This is a genomic window from Pantoea hericii (assembly GCF_014155795.1).
Lineage (GTDB): Bacteria > Pseudomonadota > Gammaproteobacteria > Enterobacterales > Enterobacteriaceae > Pantoea > Pantoea eucalypti.
On record NZ_SCKV01000001.1, the window covers coordinates 423,426 to 441,328 of the forward strand.

Genomic DNA, 17,903 nt, shown 5'->3' on the forward strand with positions numbered 1-17,903 from the left:
AACAAAAACATCAAGGGAGCCGCAACATGCACATTCTTATTACCGGTGGCACGGGACTGATTGGCCGTCACCTGATTCCACGTCTGCAGCAGTTGGGCCATCAGATCAGCGTGGTAACGCGCGACGTGGTCAGCGCGCGTGAAAAACTGGGCGAGAACGTCGCACTCTGGTCAGGACTAGCGCAACAGTCGACACTGGATGACATCGATGCGGTGATTAATCTGGCGGGCGAACCGATCGCTGACAAACGCTGGACGGAGCCACACAAGCAGCAGCTCTGTGAAAGTCGCTGGCAGATAACCGAGCAGATCGCCTCACTGATCAACGCCAGCACCACGCCACCCGCCGTATTGATCTCAGGTTCGGCAACCGGCTTTTATGGCAATACCGGCGATCTGGTGCTGACCGAAGAGGATCAGGGACAGGATGAGTTCACGCATCAGCTCTGCGCCCGCTGGGAACAGCTGGCGCTCACGGCGGAAAGCGAACGCACCCGCGTTTGTCTGCTGCGAACTGGCGTGGTACTGGCGCCCGAGGGCGGCGCACTCAGCAAAATGAAGTTGCCGTTTAAGCTCGGCATCGGCGGGCCAATCGGCAGTGGTAAACAGTACATGCCGTGGATCCATATTGATGACATGCTCAACGCCATTATCTGGCTGCTGGACCATGATGACCTGAGAGGGCCGTTCAACATGGTCGCACCTTACGCGGTGCGTAATGAGCAGTTTGCCGCCACGCTGGGTCGGGTTATGCATCGTCCGGCCTTTATGCGTACGCCTGCCAGCGCCATTAAGCTGATGATGGGCGAATCGTCGGTTCTGGTGCTGGGAGGACAACATGTGCTGCCAAAGCGGCTGGAGGCGTCAGGTTTTGGCTTCCGCTGGTACGATCTGCAGGAGGCATTGCAGGATGTAGTGAAGCATTAACCAGAAGCCCGCGCCCGGCCAGGCGCGGGCTCAGGCTTACTTCAGCGATCCCTTGAGGAACTGCTGTAAACGTGGACTTTTCGGGTTGCCAAACACCTCCGCAGGCGGCCCCTGCTCTTCAATTTTGCCCTGGTGCAGGAAAATCACATGGCTGGAGACGTGACGGGCAAATTCCATCTCATGCGTGACGACCACCATGGTTTTACCCTCCTCCGCCAGCTTCTGCATAATGCGCAGCACTTCGCCCACCAGTTCAGGATCCAGCGCCGACGTCGGCTCATCAAACAGCAACACTTCCGGCTCCATCGCCAGCGCGCGCGCAATCGACACACGCTGCTGCTGACCACCCGAGAGATGCACCGGATACTTCGCCTGCGCCCGCGCATCAATGCCGACTTTATCGAGATAGCGGATGGCGCGCTCACGCGCTTCCGCTTTACTCAGCCCCAGCACCTGAATCGGCGCTTCCATCACGTTTTCCAGCACTGTCATGTGACTCCAGAGATTAAAGTGCTGGAACACCATGGTGAGGCTGGTGCGCAACGCGCGCAGTTGCTCTTTGTCAGCCACTTTAAGCTGACCATCTTTATCCCGGACTAAGGTGATCTGCTGGTTGTTCACCATGATGCTGCCTTCACTCGGTTTTTCGAGGAAGTTGATGCAGCGTAAAAAGGTACTTTTCCCTGAACCGGACGATCCAATGATACTGATCACATCGCCCGCTTTAGCAGTTAACGAGACCCCTTTCAGCACTTCATGTTCACCGTAACGCTTATGCAATTCGGTGACGCTTAATTTATTGTCAGCCATAGTTCTACTCAATGCGATGAAGAGGGTTTCACGTGTGCCAGCCAGCGGCGTTCCGCCAGGCGGAACAGGCTGATCAACACGTAAGAGATAATCAGGTATAACACAGCCGCAATGCCAAAGGCGGTAAACGGCTGATAGGTCGCCGAGTTAATATCCCGCGCGATTTTCAGCAGATCCGGCACCGTGGCGGTGAAAGCCAGCGCCGTGGAGTGCAGCATCAGAATCACTTCGTTACTGTAGGCCGGCAGTGCCGTCCGCAGCGCCGAGGGCAGGATAATGCAGCGATAGAGTTTAAAGGTGGAGAAGCCATACGCCCGCGCCGCCTCAATCTCGCCGTGGGGCACCGAGCGAATGGCACCGGCAAAGATCTCTGTGGTGTAAGCACAGGTATTCAGGGTGAAGGCGAGTAACGTACAGTTCAGGCCACTGCGGAAAAATGCGTTCAGCAGTTCAGTGCCTTTCACAATCTCCAGCGTGTACATGCCGGAGTAGAATACCAGCAGCTGTACATAGAGCGGCGTGCCGCGAAACACGTAGGTAAAGAGCCAGACCGGAAAACTGATAAACCGGTTAGGCGAAACCCGCGCTATCGCCAGCAGGATGGCCAGACAGCCACCAACGGTCACCGAAAGGATCAGCAGCCAAAGGGTGATAGCCACACCGGTAAAACGATAACCGTCGGTCCAGAGCAGCGATTTCCAGTATTCCTGAATAATCTCAATCATAACTCGCCCTCTTCACACCGACCGTATAGCGACGGTTCAGCCACCACAGCACGCCATTCGACAGCGTGGTGAACACCAGATAAATCACACCCGCTACAATAGCGAAGTAGAACGGCTGCCAGGTACTTTTCCCCGCCAGTTGCGTTGCCTTCACGACATCTTCCAGCCCCAGCAGCGAGACCAGCGCGGTGGCTTTCAGAATCACCTGCCAGTTGTTGCCGATGCCCGGCAACGCATAGCGCATCATGGCCGGAAACAGAATGCGGCGGAACACCTGCGCGCTGGTAAAACCAAATGCAGTAGCCGCCTCTATCTGTCCCTGAGGCACAGCCATAAAAGCACCCCGGAAGGTTTCGGTGAAGTAGGCACCATAGATAAAGCCGAGCGTGATGATACCGGCCACCATCGGGTCGATATCAAACTGCGCCATACCCAGCGCATCGGTTACCTGGTTGAGGACAATCTGCAGACCGTAGAAGATCAGCAGCATCAGTACGAGGTCAGGCACGCCACGAATCAGCGTGGTGTAGCCTTCAAAAATCATCGCCAGCGGCCGGCTGCGCGACAGTTTCGCGCCTGCGCCAATCAGGCCCAGCAGCACGGCCAGTACGACAGAGGTGAGTGCCAGCTCCAGCGTCACCAGCGTGCCCCGAAGAATTACATCAGAATAGCCATACAGCATCGAAAGGTCCTGTCGTGGGGTGTAAACGAAACGCTGCCCGCAAGCGAGACGGGCAGTTTAGCTTTACCTCTCCGTTTCAGACGCTTTCCGTCATCACTGGGCCAGGTCCGGTTTCTGCCTCGGGCAGAACCGGCTCAGTCCCGGCAGAACGGAAACAGAAGGTAAAGCGACAGGATGGTTAGTCGCCGTACACATTGAAATCGAAGTATTTCTTCGCAATCTTGTCGTAGGTGCCATCTTTACGCATGTCAGCAAAGGCTTTGTCGATGGCGGCTTTCAGTTCGCTGTCATCTTTACGCAGTCCCATACCGGTGCCGACGCCAAAGATCTTGTCATCTTTGACGGCCGGACCGGCAAACGCGTAGTTTTTACCGACTGGCTGCTTCAGAAAACCTTCGCTGGCCTGCACTTCATCCTGGAAGGCCGCATCAATACGACCGGCATTCAGATCCTGATAAACCAGATCCTGATTAGCATAAGGGGTGACGTTAACCCCTTTAGGCCGCCAGTTCTGATTGGCATAGGTTTCCTGGGTTGTGCCCTGCAGCAGACCGATATTTTTGCCTTTCAGCGACTCAATGGTCGGTTGAATTTTCGATCCTTTCGGTGCGACTAAACGCGCATTAGCAGCGTAAAGCTTATCCGAGAAGGCGATCTCTTCCTGACGTTTTGCTGTGATGGAAAGTGAGGAGATGATGGCATCAATTTTTTTCGCTTTCAGCGACGGGATCAGCGCATCGAAGTCGCTTTCAACGTAGGTGCATTGGGTATGAATACGTTTACAGATTTCGTTAGCGAGGTCGATATCGAAGCCCACTAACTTGCCTTGCGCGTCTTTCGACTCAAACGGTGGGTAAGTTGGATCTGTGCCGATACGGATTGAACCCGGCACTGCCGCGAATACGCTGGCAGCACTGGATAAGCCCAGCATCAGGGAAAGAGCCAGAACACGCTTTTTCATAGATTACCCTCAAGTGAAGTGCTTTTTGTTATGTGGTTTGTGATGTGTTTGCGCAAATTAATTTGCATGTTTCATGCCAGTTCTGCAAGTTTTCCACGCAGTTAGCGTGATGTCAGACAGGCGAAAACGCTGTGTTTGTAGGGGGAATATAGCAGTGAAGTAAAAGAGAAAAAGCGACGTTGTTAACTTTTGGTGCATCAAATGCACGAAGAGTGATCCGAGGCGCGCTTATGCACTAAATAAGTGCGCCAGCGGAACTTTATGCACCCTGCCAGCGCGCGAAGAGATCTTCCGGTAATTCGATATCGAATTGATCAATAACCCGGTTGACGGTCTGGTCAATCAGCTGATCGATGGTTTCAGGCCGATGATAAAAAGCCGGCACTGGTGGCATTATTATGGCGCCCAGCTCGGCGGCGGTGGTCATCATGCGCAGGTGTCCAACGTGCAATGGCGTTTCACGTACGCACAATACCAGCTTACGCTGCTCTTTTAATATGACGTCAGCCGCACGGGTCAACAGGGAGTCAGTGTAACTGTGGACGATGCCTGAAAGCGTTTTCATTGAGCAGGGTAAAATCGCCATGCCCAGGGTTTTAAACGACCCCGACGAGATATTTGCTGCAATATCGCGCACGTCATGCACCACATCGGCCAGCGCCTGCACGTCACGCAGCGAATAGTCGCTCTCCAGCCCCAGCGTCTGACGCGCCGCCTGGCTCATGACCAGATGCGTTTCTACTTCTTCCACCTGCTGCAACACCTGCAGCATGCGCACGCCATAGATCACCCCGCTTGCGCCGGAGATGCCAATGATGAGTCGTTTCATATTCCAACCTTATGTCAGCCAATGCACCATCATACGCGGCCAGCAGGTTTCTGAAAACAAACAGGGCGGGATTGCTCCCGCCCTGCTTTATGTTGACCACCCGCTGAGCATATCAGCCCTCGTTGTGCAGCTCGAGGTTTTCGACTTCGTTCTGGCGTTGAAGCGCTTTGGCGTCATCGTTGCGCAGCGATTCCAGATACTCCAGATACTGCTGATCGACATCTTTCGTCACGTAGATACCGTTGAACACCGAGCATTCAAACTGGGCGATGTCCGGGTTCTCTTCACGCACCGCTTCAATCAAATCGTCCAGGTCCTGGAAAATCAGCGCATCGGCTTTAATCAGCTGGCGAATCTCTTCCACTTCGCGGCCATGCGCAATCAGTTCCGTGGCGCTCGGCATATCAATGCCGTAGACGTTCGGGAAACGAATTTCCGGTGCAGCAGACGCCAGATAAACGCGTCTGGCGCCGGCTTCACGCGCCATCTCAATGATCTGCTCTGAGGTGGTGCCCCGCACGATAGAGTCATCCACCAGCAGGACATTTTTATCACGGAATTCAGCACGGTTAGCGTTGAGCTTGCGGCGAACCGCGCTGCGACGTAACTGCTGGCCCGGCATGATAAAAGTACGGCCAACGTAACGGTTTTTCACGAAGCCCTGACGATAAGGCTTGTCGAGAATACGGGCAATTTCCAGCGCGATATCGGTAGAGGTTTCCGGAATAGGAATCACCACGTCGATATCCAGATCTTCCCACTCGCGGGCAATTTTCTCGCCCAGCTTGGTGCCCATGCGGACACGGGCGCTGTAGACGGAGATTTTATCCAGGAAAGAGTCCGGACGGGCAAAATAGACATATTCGAACAGGCACGGATTGCTTTTCGGGTTTTCAGCACACTGGCGGGTAGAGAGCTGGCCCGCTTCAGTGACATAGACGGCTTCACCCGGTGCGACGTCACGGATGAACTCAAAGCCCAGCGTATCCAGCGCGACGCTCTCGGAGGCGACCATATATTCGGTGCGACCATCAGCGATAACGCGCTTGCCCAGCACCAGCGGACGGATGCCATTAGGGTCACGGAAAGCAACCATGCCGTGGCCGATAATCATCGAGACAACCGCGTAGGCGCCACGCACCTGCTGATGTACGGCAGCCACCGCGGCAAAAATGTTGTCGGCTTCCAGCGGATCATTTTGAAAACGATCTAACTCCTGCGCAAAGATATTCAGCAGGATTTCAGAATCTGAGGTGGTATTAACGTGACGGCGGCCCTTCTCAAACAGGTGCTTGCGCAGCACATGGGCGTTGGTCAGGTTACCGTTATGCGCCAGAGTGATGCCGTATGGGGAGTTTACATAGAATGGCTGCGCTTCAGAGGCACTGGAGCTTCCCGCAGTGGGATAACGCGCGTGGCCAATCCCCATATTGCCCTGCAGACGCTGCATGTGGCGAGCTTCGAAAACGTCGCTGACCAGGCCATTTGCCTTTCGCAGGCGAAAACATTTCAGCGCATCAATCGTACAAATGCCTGCGGCATCCTGCCCGCGGTGCTGGAGCACCGTTAACGCGTCATAGATCGACTGGTTGACCGGCATGAAACCGGTGATACCGACAATACCGCACATGTTGTCATTTCCTCATTTAGCCGCACTCCCGGTCACATCACCGGGGTAAAAAACTCGACGTGCTTTTCAGGTAATCAAAAAACCACCTGATGATATAACTGAACTCGGGAATGAGTTGAGACTGTTGCCAGTCTGGACTTTTAGAAAAGCCAGTGAATGTATCAAGGAAGAACAGCAAAGCGGCTACGATCAGCACACCACGCAACGCCCCGAAACAGACGCCCAACACCCGGTCGGTTCCCGACAGGCCGGTTTTCTCCACCAGCGTGCCGATAACGTAGTTCACAATGGCCCCTACAATCAGGGTAGCCACAAACAGCACACCGATGGCGATACCGTTACGAACCAGTTCGTCGTCAAAACCTGTAAACCAGACTGCAAGGTAGGCGTAGTAATGACTGGCGACAAAAAACGCGCATCCCCAGGTAACAAGAGATAAGGCTTCCCGGACAAACCCACGGACGAGGCTGACCAGAGCCGAAAAACCAACTACCGCAATAATGACGTAATCAATCCAGATCATGAACTCTTCCAGCGCCAGTGCAATTGCACCCCTGCATCCAGTTCGGGGCGCATTCTAACAGAAAAAGAAAACGTTTGCGTAGCGGTTTTCTTTTTCTGCATCCATAAAAAAGGCGATGAAAAAAAACGCAATCGCCTGGGTGATTCTCAGCCGGAAAGGCCGTTGAAAATATTCACTATTTCAGGCGTACAGCGCGACCTGAGCACGCTGTACGCCGGGAAAAAGACGCTGCCTGTTACTGCTATCGGCAGCGCCAATCGCCGGTTTAGCGGGCGCTGTACGGTTTCACAACACCGCCCAACCCTGAGATGCTTTTCAGCTCGCCAACGGCACTCTGCATTTTGGCTTTCGAGGCATCCGGCCCGACGTAAATGCGGGTAATCTGACCCTGAACGGGCGTTGAAGGCACAGTAAAGGCGCGATAGCCCGACAGCCGCAACTGCGCGACAATCTCATTCACTTTGCTGGCGTTTTTCAGCGCACCTAACTGCACCACATAAGCCTGCCCTGCCGGTGCGGTCGTCTCTGCTGCTTTTGGCGCCGCTTCCTGCTTCGGCTGTTCGACCGCTTTAGGCGGTTCTTCCGGCTTCGGCTTCGTCTGCTCCACCGCTTTAGGCTTCTGCTGTTCGACCGGTTTCTGCTTAGGCTGCTCAGTGACTTTAGTTTTCTGCTGCTCTGCCACTTTCGGTTTGGTCACCGTCTGTGCAGGCACAGACTGATGAACCGGCGGCGGCGAAACCACAGTCGGTTCGGTATCATCATCCGGCTCGGCACGCCCCTGCTCTGCCGTGACGCTGCTTTTGCTATTACCATTACTGCTGTTGACCGCATTGCCCGCGCCTTCAGGTGGCTGGGATGGCAGCGACTGGGTAACCGGTGGCACCATTTCACTGTCCTGCTGATCGTCAGGTTTCGGCACCAGCGGAATGGCGGCGAACTCTTCTTTGTAATGCTTTTTCTGACCATCCAGCAGCCCTGGCAGCACAATCACGCCAACGGCGACCAGAATAACGGTGCCGACTAAACGGTTTTGAAACTTACTTGCCACGTCCTTTCTCCGTTTCAATCGATTCCATGACCTGCGCAACGGTGTGGAATGAACCACAGACCAGCACAGTGTCCTGCGGCGCTGCCCGCTGGCGTGCCTGCTGCCAGGCGAGCTCAACCGAGCTAAAGGCTTCGCCCTGCGAGAGGCAATCCAGCAGTTGCTCAGCACTGGCGCCGCGCGGACCGTCAAGCGGTGCGCAGTACCAGGCATCGACCATGGGTGCCAGCGCCGTCAGCGTACCGGCAATATCTTTATCATGCAGCATGCCCACGACGGCATGCACTTTGCCGCGTTTCGGCAGCGTCGCCAGCTGTGACGCCAGATACGACGCTGCATGCGGATTATGGGCGACATCCAGAATCACGCGCGGTGATTCACTAATCGTCTGAAAACGCCCTGGCAGCATCGCCAGCGGCAGGCTGGCGCGAATCTGCGCCTCACTGACCTGAAGTCCAGATACACGCAGCGCGACCAGTGCCGTCGCCGCGTTAGGTAACGGCACCTGGGGGAGCGGCAGATCGTTCAGCTCCCCCAACGCATCACGCAGCGACCAGCTTTCGGCCTGGGCTTGCCATGACCAGTCACGGTTGCGCTGTAACAGCTCAGCGCCTTTTTCCTGCGCGACCACCGCGATGCTGTGTGGCATATCGGGTTCACCGACGACTGCCGGTTTCCCCGCCCGGAACACACCCGCTTTCTCACGCCCGATGCTTTCGCGATCCGGCCCAAGCCAGTCAGTATGATCCAGTGCAATGCTGGTGACTACGGCGACATCGGCATCCACGATGTTGGTGGCATCCAGCCGTCCGCCGAGGCCGACTTCGAGGATCACCACATCCAGCTGCGCCTGGTGGAACAGATTGAGCGCAGAGAGCGTGCCAAATTCGAAATAGGTCAGGGAGATATCCGCACGTCCGGCTTCAATCTCCGCAAAGCTGGCGCAGTGCTGCGCTTCACTCAGCTCCTCTCCCTGGACCCGAACACGCTCGGTGTAGCGCACCAGATGTGGCGAGCTGTAGACGCCAACGCGGTAGCCCGCGGCAATCAGCAGCGTTTCCAGGGTCCGACAGGTCGTGCCTTTGCCATTAGTGCCGGCTACGGTAAAGACAAAGGGAGCGGGTTTCAGCAGGTCGAGACGAAGTGCTACCTGACGAATACGGTCCAGACCCAGTTCGATGGCCTGAGTATGCAGGTGCTCAAGATAATAAAGCCACGTGGCCAAAGGCGACGTGGCTTGAGGAAGGTGAAGATTGTCCATATGTCCCGTTTTGCTTATTTATACCTGGCAGACTGGTGCTGCGGTATACGGTGCATTGGTAAGAGGTGCTTTGGACGCACCTCTCTATCTCCTGTCAGGCCTCGTTGCTTTCCGATTCAGTCGTCGCAGGAGCGGACTGTTCACCGTCATGCAGCGGTGCTGGCAGGTTCATCATTTTTGCCAGCAGGCTTGCCAGTTTGTAACGCATTTCCGGACGACGAATGATCATATCGATCGCGCCCTTCTCAATCAGGAACTCACTGCGCTGGAAGCCTGGCGGCAGTTTTTCGCGCACGGTCTGTTCGATCACGCGTGGACCGGCAAAGCCGATCAGCGCTTTAGGTTCCGCGATATTGAGGTCACCCAGCATCGCAAAACTGGCCGAAACGCCACCCATCGTCGGGTCAGTCAGCACAGAAATATATGGCAGACCGCGCTCGCGCATTTTGGCCAGTGCCGCACTGGTTTTCGCCATCTGCATCAGCGACTGCAGCGCTTCCTGCATACGGGCACCACCACTGGCGGAGAAGCAGATCAGCGGACAGTTATCTTCTAACGCCTGCTCAACCGCACGCACAAAGCGCGCACCAACCACAGAACCCATTGAACCGCCCATAAAGGCAAATTCAAAGGCTGCCGCAACAACCGTCATGCCGTGCAGCTGACCTTTCATGACAACCAGCGCATCTTTCTCGCCGGTGTCTTTCTGGGCCGCTACCAGACGGTCTTTATACTTTTTGGAGTCACGGAACTTGAGCAGATCTTTAGGTTCAAGTTCACTGCCCAGCTCAACCATAGTGCCCTGATCGAGGACACTGCCGAGACGCTCACGGGCATGCATACGCATGTGATGGTCACACTTCGGGCAGACCTCAAGATTACGCTCCAGCTCGGCGCGGTAGAGAACCTGACCACAGCTGTCACACTTGGTCCAGACCCCTTCCGGGATACTGGCTTTGCGCACAGGCGTTCCGGTGCTTTTATTAAGAATGCGTTCAATCCAGCTCATTGATGACCTTTCTGTTTAAAACTGACCTGGTCCAGTCGTCTTGATACTGCTGAAAACAGCTTCAGCAGACGGTAAATGTCGCTCATTAAACCACAACCTGTTCAGACTGTGGATAAAAATCTGGTCTTACCCCTGAGCGAAGCCTTATGGCAGCTTCTGCTGCTTAGCCTGACGGCGATGACGCCAGACTTCAATCACACCCGGCAGAATCGACACCACGATAATGCCGACAATCAGCAGCTTCAGGTTTTCCTGCACCACCGGCAGATCGCCAAACAGGTAGCCGGCGTAGGAGAACAGCAGCACCCATAGCAGCGCACCCGTCACGTTGAACAGTGCGAAGTGGCGATAGGACATATGGCCCATACCCGCAACAAACGGCGCGAACGTCCGGACGATGGGCACAAAGCGCGCAAGGATAATGGTTTTTCCGCCATGACGGGCATAAAACGCATGGGTTTTATCCAGATGGCTGCGGCGGAAAATCTTCGAGTTCGGGTTACTGAACAACCGTTCGCCAAACAGGCGGCCAATGGTGTAGTTCACCGCATCGCCCAGAACCGCCGCCACCACTAACAATGCCACCATAATGTGCACATTGAGATCGTTACCTGGCAGCGCGGCCAGTGCGCCCGCCACAAACAGCAGCGAATCACCCGGCAGGAATGGCGTGACCACCAGTCCGGTTTCGCAGAACAAAATCAGGAACAAAATAGCGTAAATCCAGATACCGTACTGTGCAACCAGTTCAGCAAGATGCACATCGATGTGCAGAATAAAATCGACCAGAAAATGGATAAACTCCATAGCGCGCCCTTTTAAGTCCTGAAAGTAAATTAATCCGCGAGGAACAACGGTCCCATCGACGGTTGTGGTAACGCAAAGTGGGATGGGTAGTCCACCGCCACCAGATACAATCCCTCTGCCCGGGCTGTGGCTGCCGCCAGTGTCCGATCTTTCGCTGCCAGCAGCGTGGCCATCCATGACTCAGGCTTATTGCCGCAGCCTATCTCCATCAGACTGCCCACGATATTGCGCACCATGTGATGGACAAAAGCGTTGGCTTTGATATCCACAATCACGTAAGGGCCCTGACGCGTGACGTTAAGATGAATCACGTTGCGCCACGGGGTACGCGACTGGCACTGCACGGCGCGAAATGAGGTGAAATCATTTTCGCCTAACAAACATTGCCCGGCGCGCTGCATCTTCTCCGCATCCAGAGGATGGTAGAAGTGCGTGACGCCCTGCGCCAGCACCGCCGGACGCAGACGCTGATTGTAGATCAGGTAGCGATAGCGTCGGGCCGTAGCGCTGAAGCGGGCATGAAACTCATCCGGCACCGCTTTCACCCAGCGCACCGCAATATCCGGCGGCAGATTAGCGTTGACGCCCAGCGTCCAGGCACCATCAGGTCGTTGTGATGTCGTCTCGAAATGGACCACCTGCCCCGTTCCGTGCACGCCGGCATCGGTGCGGCCCGCGCAAAAAATGCTGACCGGGTGATCCGCGACCTTCGACAGCGCGCGCTCTACCTTCTCCTGCACGCTGCGGACTTCATTCTGACGTTGCCAGCCGTAGTAACGACTGCCGTCATACTCGATGCCGAGCGCCAGTTTTAGTGTCTGACCATCGGACATGGTTACAGATACTCCTGAACCAGTTTCTCGGCAGTTTTCACCGCCATCAGCGCGCCGCCAAAACGAATATTGTCCGCTACTGACCAGAACTGCAGCAACTCCGGAATACCGTAGTCGTTGCGTACCGCGCCGATGCTCAGTTCGCCGTTGCCTGAGGCATCCGTAACCGGCGTTGGCACTTCATCCTCTTCGCTCAGACGAATATCTGACGCCAGCGCCAGCTCGGCACGCGCTTCTTCCGCAGAGAGCGGGCGCAGGTTTTCGATATGCACAATCTGCGCATTACCGTAGAACACCGGTGCCTGTACGCTGCTGACCGCAATCGGTAAGCCTTCGTCCTGCAGGACTTTACGCACCTGATCAATCAGGCGACGTTCACTTTCCACGCTGCCTTCTGCATCGGCCTGTTGAGGCATCAGGTTAAACGCCAGTTGACGACCAAAATGGTGTTCATCGGCTGGAATACCATTCAGCAAGCGGGCACTTTCCCCGGCCAGCGCATCCACCGCCACTTTGCCGTAACTGGAGACCGAGATCAGGTTCGTCACCTGTAAACGGCTCAGTCCGGCTGCATCCACCAGCGGTTTAATTGCGGTCAGCAGCTGGCTCACCAGATTATCTGCCACGCTGATGATGTTGCGATTACGATAATCAGCCAGCACCTGCGGGTTCACATCCGGCACCACCAGCGGCACATCAGGTTCCAGCGCAAACAGCTCGCTGCTGTCGATCACCAGACAACCGGCGTTAGCCGCTTCATCGGCAAAGCGCGCCGAAGCGTCACGTCCCGCCACAAAAAAGGCCAGCTGCGCCTGTGACCAGTCGAATGTCTCTGCATTGTCGACCCGCACCGAGCGGCCCTCGTAACGCTTGATTTCGCCTGCGCTGTTTTCGCTGGCCAGCAAATATAATTCACCAACCGGGAACTGGCGTTCCGCCAGCAGTTCCAGTACAGCGTTCCCTACTGCGCCTGTCGCGCCAAGTAGCGCAATATTCCAGCCGTCAGACATGTTGGTTTACTCCAGACAATGACATAAAAACAGAAGGCGGTGATATTCACCGCCCAGGGATTCAGATTTATCCCCATCGTCTTTCACGTTGCATCTTTGCTGGCTGCGTTCACTCAACCGAATCACTTACCTGAGTAAGCTCATCGGGACTCGTGCTCTTGCCGCCGCAATGCAACCCGAAATCCATGGGGTATCTCCCCCGGAAACCACCGTCATGCAGCCATGCCAGCAGTACGCATCGTTTCCGTACACTGACTGATTCAGTGCGGAAACTGCGCCGGGGCGACTGACCTGCAGCGCCCGTTATTTCGGGGAGATGATTGCGTTAAAGCCCAGCTGGTTTAGCTTCTCAGCCGTTGTGGCGTCATCACAGTTCACCTGCAGCGACGACCATTCGCGGCGCTCCAGATACTGCTTGCGCAGGCGATCAAATTCGCCCGGTTTGGCCGCCACTTTACGCAGGGGGGCATCATCGCGGCGCACATCATACACCAGATGCGCCAGGCGTTTCAGCGTTGGCTGATCCAGCGGGCCATTCAGGGTGATTTCACTGAACTCCGGCACCGGCAGTAAAGTGCTGAGCGGCACCTGCTGCGGCTGACCAATAAAATCGCACCAGGCTTCAAATACCTGCGTGGTGCCGCGTGCTTTACCTTCCAGGGTGTAGCCCGCGATGTGCGGCGTGGCGATATCAACTTTATCCAGTAACGCCAGTGAGAGATCCGGCTCCGGCTCCCAGACATCCAGTACAACGCTGAGATCCGGCCGCATTTTCAGCACTTCCAGCAGTGCGCTGTTATCCACCACCGGACCACGACAGGCATTGATCAGAATGGTGTTGGGCTTCAGCGCCATCAGCAGCGCCGCATCCGCCAGATGCCAGCTTTTATAGGGACCGTCTTTAAACAGCGGGGTGTGGAAAGTCAGAATATCAGCCTGTGCGGTGACGGCGTCCAGCGACAGGAAATCGCCCTCGTCACCCCGATCGGCGCGTGGTGGATCGCACAGCAGGGTTTTGATGCCCCAGGCCTCCAGACGCTTTTGCAGACGCCCGCCAACGTTACCGACACCGACGATGCCGACCGTGCGGTCACGCAGCTCAAAGCCGTCACGCTCCGCCAGCAGCAGCAGCGCAGAGAAAACATATTCCACCACGGCAATGGCGTTACAACCCGGAGCGGCAGAGAACGCAATGCCCGCCTGCTGCAGCCAGTTCTCGTCGATATGATCGGTGCCCGCCGTGGCGGTTCCGACAAACTTTACCGGCTTTCCTGCCAGCAGTGACTCATTCACCTGGGTGACTGAGCGCACCATCAGACCATCGGCATCGGCCAGTTCTGCCACCGGCAGCGGACGTCCCGGCACCGCGACAACATCGCCGGTACGACTGAATAACTCACGGGCGTAGGGCATATTTTCATCGACCAGAATTTTCACTACGGCTTTCCTGTCAGTTGCATAGAGGGGAGTGATTCTGGCACAAAGCGACGCGTTAGCCTAACCGTGCGCGATAGCGATCGGGCGTGATTTCCGCCGGCTGCCTGAAAATGACAATCAGCGCCGGGGCGGAACGGTATTCCAGCGCAAGGGCGAGACGCTGCACACGTTCCCCTGCGCCGGCAGCACGATGGCGCGCAGAAAACGCAGCCGCTGTCGTGACCCGCCCGATGTCATATGACGCGGGGAGTGACTGGTCACTATCAGGATCACTCAGTCCCATCAATCACTTATTTTTCCGATATTAATGATCTGAATAAATCCGGACACGCGTACAATGCGCCTCATTAATTATATATATAGAGAGTCAGCATGTTTTTCCTCTATCCGCTCTTTGCGGTAATAATCTGGTCAATCAACTCCATTGTCAGCAAGCTCTCAGCCAGTGCGATCGATCCCGCGGCGATCTCTTTCTATCGCTGGCTGCTGGCGCTACTGGTGCTGACGCCCTTTGTGCTGCCGGGCGTGTGGCGGGCGCGTGTGGCTATCAAGCCGCATCTCTGGCGGCTGGCTATGCTTGGACTGCTCGGGATGGTGCTCTATCAGAGCCTCGCGTATTACGCGGCACACAGTGTCAGCGCACTCTTTATGGGCATTATTGGCGCACTCATTCCGCTGCTCACCGTGCTGCTGAGCGTCGTGATCCTCCGCATTGCGCCGACGCTCGGTATCCTGCTCGGCAGTATCATCTCATTCATCGGTCTGGTATGGCTGGTCAGTGAAGGCAATGTGATGCAACTGCTGAATCATGGCCTGGGCAAAGGCGAACTGCTGATGCTGGCCGCTTCCGCCGCCTATGCACTCTATGGCGTGTTGACACGGCGCTGGGCGCTGCCGCTGCCTATCTGGCAAAGCCTGTATGTGCAGATTTTATTTGGTGTCGTGCTGCTGTTGCCTGGTTTTCTGCTGGCACCTGAGGTGGCGCTTAACCGGCATAATCTGCCGCTGGTGGCATTTGCCGGTCTGTTTGCGTCGATCATTGCGCCGTTCCTGTGGATCCATGGCGTGCAGCGTCTGGGGGCCAGCACCACCAGCATCTTTATGAATCTGATTCCGGTATTTACCGCGGTGATTGCGGTGATATTCCTGCATGAACAGCTGCACAGTTACCACTGGATTGGCGGCGGTCTGACGCTGGGCGGTGTGATCCTGGCCCAGCGACTGCGTACGCCGTTAATCCGGCGTAAAGCGGTCAGCCTGCCACCGAGGTAAACAAGACGGTTACCCGCAGCCCGCCAAGCTGCGGGCTGCGGTCCAGCTGCATTGTGGCACCATGCCAGGCACAGATATCCTGGACCAGCGCAAGACCAATACCCGCACCGGGCTGCATGCCGACATTATCCAGCCGCTGAAAAGGCTGAAGTGCTTTGGCCTGACTGGCATCCTCAATGCCCGGACCACTATCCTCAATTTCCAGTTTTCCAGGTGTCACGCGCGCCGTCACCACGCCATTGTGCGGGGTGTATTTAATAGCGTTATCAAGCAGGTTGGCGCACAGCTCGCCCAGCAGAACACCATCCCCCACCACCTTATGACACTCTTCACCCTCATAACCGAGGTCAAGCTGCCGGGTTCGCGCCGCCGGATAACGGCTAAAACAGGCTTCACGCACAATGGCGGCCAGATCGACACGTGCCATTGGCTTATCTTCACCATGCCGCGCTTTAATGCGGGCCAGCTGTAGCAGCCGGTCGGTAAGTAAAATGGTCTCATCCAGCGTGTGGCGCATCCCAAGCAGGCTCTCCTGCCACTGCTCAGGACGATCGCTGTTGAGTGCCACGCTGACCTGAGTTTTGAGGATGGTCAGCGGGGTGCGAAGCTGGTGAGCCGCGTCGGCGCTGAAGCGATCCTGACGCGCCAGCAGCCCGCGCAGGCGCTCCAGGTAACGGTTAAATGCGATGATCAGCGGCTGAAGCTCTGACCAGGGTAATGACGGCAGTGGCGTTAACTCTCCCCCATCCCGCTGCAGGACAATGCGTGACAGTCGACGTAGCGGTCGCAGCACCCGACGCAGCATCAGACTGGCCAGCAGTAGCGTCATCAGAACCAGCCCGCTCTGACTGATCAGCGCAGTGCGCATCAACCGGCTGGCGAACTCCTGACGAGAATTAATGGTTTCAGCCACCAGGACCAGTGCCATGCCTTCAACACCCGCCTCACTGACCGGTTGCCAGAGTGCCGCAACGCGAATGCGATGCTGGTGATAGCGACCATCATAGAAGTGCACCAGCGCCGGATAAGCGGTCGACATTTTACTGGCTGGCGGAATCGGCGGCAGATCGTCGTAACCGGAGAGGGTTTTCCCCTGCGGGGAAATGACCTGATAAAACAGCTGATCATTCATATTACGTTCAAAACTGTCGAGCACCACCCAGGGAACATCGACTTCCAGATGCTGCTGTCGTACCACCAGACGTTCTGCCACGGTTCGGGCCGAAGCCAGCAGCGAGCGGTCATAGGCCTGGTTGGCTGCCGCCAGTCCACTCTGATAGTGGGTATAGACTGACAGCGCCCATAGCAACAGCAGTGGCAGGCCCAGCCACGCCAGCAGCTCGCCGCGCAGCGAGTGAATCAGCCGCACGGCAAGGTTTCCAGGCTGTAGCCGAGTCCGCGCAGCGTCACAATCGCTACATCACTGCCCGCCAGTTTTTTACGCACCCGATGCACATACAGCTCAATGCTCTCCGGACTGGCCTCATCAGCCAGAGTAAAGGTCTGTTCATAGAGATGCTGACGGGAAACGGGCCGGCCATGACGCTGCATCAGGGTAGTAAGAATACTGGATTCGCGCGGCGTTAATGCCAGCGGCTTTTCAGCCAGCAGAAAATAGCCCTCCCCATCCAGCACCAGTTGCCCCAGTGACTGACTTTGCGCGGACTGGCTTTGACTGCGCCGCAACAGCGCGCGCAATCGCGCTTCCAGTTCATCCAGTTCAAACGGCTTGGTCAGATAATCATCCGCCCCCAGATTCAGGCCGCGCACCCGGTCATCCAGTGCACTGCGCGCCGTTAACAGCAACACCGGCACACCCTGTCCACGCCGCCGTAACCGCGTCAGCACCTCCAGACCATCAATACGCGGCAGGGAAACATCCAGCACGACCAGCGCATAGGCTTCACATTGCAACGCGTGATCGGCGGCAACCCCATCTGCAACCCAGTCAACGGCGAAGCCCTTTTGCGTCAGCGCCTTCTGCAGCCAGCGTGCCAGTTCAACGGTATCTTCTACCAGTAAGAGACGCATATCACATCCTGTCATTAAATCCGGGCAGTGAAAGGTAAATGAAAGGTAACTGTTTTAACAATTCAGTAACGCCAATATTACGGCTGTAATCACACTCTGGAAGAATGAATGG

At 56.2% G+C, this 17,903-nt stretch carries 18 protein-coding genes; 2 read left to right on the top strand and 16 right to left on the bottom strand.

The features are described from left to right. Positions 1-26: 26 nt before the first annotated feature. Positions 27-926 (top strand): TIGR01777 family oxidoreductase, encoded by a 900-nt coding sequence (locus H7K52_RS01770; RefSeq protein ID WP_003854257.1) that lies wholly within the window; start codon positions 27-29, stop codon positions 924-926. Positions 927-962: 36 nt separating this feature from the next. Here H7K52_RS01770 and hisP read toward each other — a convergent pair whose 3' ends face one another. The 14 genes from hisP to pdxB form a co-directional block, all read right to left on the bottom strand. Beyond that, on the bottom strand, positions 963-1,736 hold the full coding sequence (gene hisP, locus H7K52_RS01775; protein WP_003854258.1) for a histidine ABC transporter ATP-binding protein HisP: 774 nt from the start codon (positions 1,734-1,736) through the stop codon (positions 963-965). An 8-nt stretch (positions 1,737-1,744) separates the two neighbouring features. Next, a complete protein-coding gene (locus tag H7K52_RS01780) occupies positions 1,745-2,461 on the bottom strand; it encodes an ABC transporter permease (protein ID WP_003854259.1) in 717 nt (238 codons plus the stop codon). After that, the gene (locus H7K52_RS01785; protein ID WP_003854260.1) at positions 2,454-3,143 is read right to left on the bottom strand and encodes a histidine ABC transporter permease HisQ; all 690 of its coding nucleotides are present in this window, start codon (positions 3,141-3,143) and stop codon (positions 2,454-2,456) included. Before H7K52_RS01785 ends, H7K52_RS01780 begins: the two co-directional genes overlap by 8 nt. Before the next feature lie 178 nt (positions 3,144-3,321). Next, positions 3,322-4,104 carry a lysine/arginine/ornithine ABC transporter substrate-binding protein ArgT gene (gene argT, locus H7K52_RS01790; protein ID WP_003854262.1) on the bottom strand — a complete coding sequence of 261 codons (783 nt, stop codon included), beginning with the start codon at positions 4,102-4,104 and terminating at the stop codon, positions 3,322-3,324. Between the two features lie 259 nt (positions 4,105-4,363). Further along, on the bottom strand, positions 4,364-4,933 hold the full coding sequence (locus H7K52_RS01795) for a UbiX family flavin prenyltransferase (RefSeq protein WP_008926477.1): 570 nt from the start codon (positions 4,931-4,933) through the stop codon (positions 4,364-4,366). A gap of 112 nt (positions 4,934-5,045) precedes the next feature. Further along, positions 5,046-6,563 carry an amidophosphoribosyltransferase gene (purF, locus tag H7K52_RS01800; protein ID WP_078804617.1) on the bottom strand — a complete coding sequence of 506 codons (1,518 nt, stop codon included), beginning with the start codon at positions 6,561-6,563 and terminating at the stop codon, positions 5,046-5,048. A gap of 37 nt (positions 6,564-6,600) precedes the next feature. Then, entirely contained in the window at positions 6,601-7,086 is a 486-nt protein-coding gene (gene cvpA / locus H7K52_RS01805) for a colicin V production protein (RefSeq protein ID WP_003854265.1), read from the bottom strand. Positions 7,087-7,351: 265 nt separating this feature from the next. After that, entirely contained in the window at positions 7,352-8,134 is a 783-nt protein-coding gene (gene dedD, locus H7K52_RS01810; RefSeq protein WP_003854266.1) for a cell division protein DedD, read from the bottom strand. Then, positions 8,124-9,392, bottom strand: a complete 1,269-nt coding sequence (folC, locus tag H7K52_RS01815; protein ID WP_182629574.1) for a bifunctional tetrahydrofolate synthase/dihydrofolate synthase — start codon at positions 9,390-9,392, stop codon at positions 8,124-8,126. The genes dedD and folC overlap by 11 nt, the downstream gene beginning before the upstream one ends. A gap of 94 nt (positions 9,393-9,486) precedes the next feature. Then, a complete protein-coding gene (accD, locus tag H7K52_RS01820; protein ID WP_182629575.1) occupies positions 9,487-10,401 on the bottom strand; it encodes an acetyl-CoA carboxylase, carboxyltransferase subunit beta in 915 nt (304 codons plus the stop codon). A 144-nt stretch (positions 10,402-10,545) separates the two neighbouring features. Next, a complete protein-coding gene (locus tag H7K52_RS01825) occupies positions 10,546-11,208 on the bottom strand; it encodes a DedA family protein (protein ID WP_003854268.1) in 663 nt (220 codons plus the stop codon). Between the two features lie 29 nt (positions 11,209-11,237). After that, positions 11,238-12,041 (bottom strand): tRNA pseudouridine(38-40) synthase TruA, encoded by an 804-nt coding sequence (gene truA, locus H7K52_RS01830; RefSeq protein ID WP_182629576.1) that lies wholly within the window; start codon positions 12,039-12,041, stop codon positions 11,238-11,240. A gap of 2 nt (positions 12,042-12,043) precedes the next feature. Further along, complete coding sequence (locus tag H7K52_RS01835; RefSeq protein WP_003854270.1) at positions 12,044-13,051, bottom strand: aspartate-semialdehyde dehydrogenase; 1,008 nt, start codon at positions 13,049-13,051, stop codon at positions 12,044-12,046. A 303-nt stretch (positions 13,052-13,354) separates the two neighbouring features. Continuing rightward, the gene (gene pdxB, locus H7K52_RS01840) at positions 13,355-14,488 is read right to left on the bottom strand and encodes a 4-phosphoerythronate dehydrogenase PdxB (RefSeq protein ID WP_003854271.1); all 1,134 of its coding nucleotides are present in this window, start codon (positions 14,486-14,488) and stop codon (positions 13,355-13,357) included. Positions 14,489-14,860: 372 nt separating this feature from the next. Here pdxB and H7K52_RS01850 point away from each other — a divergent pair, with 372 nt between their 5' ends. Then, positions 14,861-15,760, top strand: a complete 900-nt coding sequence (locus H7K52_RS01850) for a DMT family transporter (RefSeq protein ID WP_003854273.1) — start codon at positions 14,861-14,863, stop codon at positions 15,758-15,760. Here the strand turns inward: H7K52_RS01850 and H7K52_RS01855 are convergent. Beyond that, positions 15,741-17,129, bottom strand: coding sequence for a sensor histidine kinase (locus tag H7K52_RS01855; protein WP_003854274.1), 1,389 nt, complete (start codon positions 17,127-17,129; stop codon positions 15,741-15,743). The genes H7K52_RS01850 and H7K52_RS01855 overlap by 20 nt on opposite strands. Then, positions 17,120-17,791, bottom strand: coding sequence for a transcriptional regulator TctD (tctD, locus tag H7K52_RS01860; RefSeq protein ID WP_003854275.1), 672 nt, complete (start codon positions 17,789-17,791; stop codon positions 17,120-17,122). The genes H7K52_RS01855 and tctD overlap by 10 nt, the downstream gene beginning before the upstream one ends. Between the last annotated feature and the right edge of the window lie 112 nt (positions 17,792-17,903).

Coding starts and splice junctions, on each gene's coding strand:
- H7K52_RS01770 (WP_003854257.1), top strand. CDS start 27: ATGCACATTCTTATTACCGGTGGCACGGGACTGATTGGCCGTCACCTG.
- hisP (WP_003854258.1), bottom strand. CDS start 1,736: ATGGCTGACAATAAATTAAGCGTCACCGAATTGCATAAGCGTTACGGT.
- H7K52_RS01780 (WP_003854259.1), bottom strand. CDS start 2,461: ATGATTGAGATTATTCAGGAATACTGGAAATCGCTGCTCTGGACCGAC.
- H7K52_RS01785 (WP_003854260.1), bottom strand. CDS start 3,143: ATGCTGTATGGCTATTCTGATGTAATTCTTCGGGGCACGCTGGTGACG.
- argT (WP_003854262.1), bottom strand. CDS start 4,104: ATGAAAAAGCGTGTTCTGGCTCTTTCCCTGATGCTGGGCTTATCCAGT.
- H7K52_RS01795 (WP_008926477.1), bottom strand. CDS start 4,933: ATGAAACGACTCATCATTGGCATCTCCGGCGCAAGCGGGGTGATCTAT.
- purF (WP_078804617.1), bottom strand. CDS start 6,563: ATGTGCGGTATTGTCGGTATCACCGGTTTCATGCCGGTCAACCAGTCG.
- cvpA (WP_003854265.1), bottom strand. CDS start 7,086: ATGATCTGGATTGATTACGTCATTATTGCGGTAGTTGGTTTTTCGGCT.
- folC (WP_182629574.1), bottom strand. CDS start 9,392: ATGGACAATCTTCACCTTCCTCAAGCCACGTCGCCTTTGGCCACGTGG.
- accD (WP_182629575.1), bottom strand. CDS start 10,401: ATGAGCTGGATTGAACGCATTCTTAATAAAAGCACCGGAACGCCTGTG.
- H7K52_RS01825 (WP_003854268.1), bottom strand. CDS start 11,208: ATGGAGTTTATCCATTTTCTGGTCGATTTTATTCTGCACATCGATGTG.
- truA (WP_182629576.1), bottom strand. CDS start 12,041: ATGTCCGATGGTCAGACACTAAAACTGGCGCTCGGCATCGAGTATGAC.
- H7K52_RS01835 (WP_003854270.1), bottom strand. CDS start 13,051: ATGTCTGACGGCTGGAATATTGCGCTACTTGGCGCGACAGGCGCAGTA.
- H7K52_RS01850 (WP_003854273.1), top strand. CDS start 14,861: ATGTTTTTCCTCTATCCGCTCTTTGCGGTAATAATCTGGTCAATCAAC.
- tctD (WP_003854275.1), bottom strand. CDS start 17,791: ATGCGTCTCTTACTGGTAGAAGATACCGTTGAACTGGCACGCTGGCTG.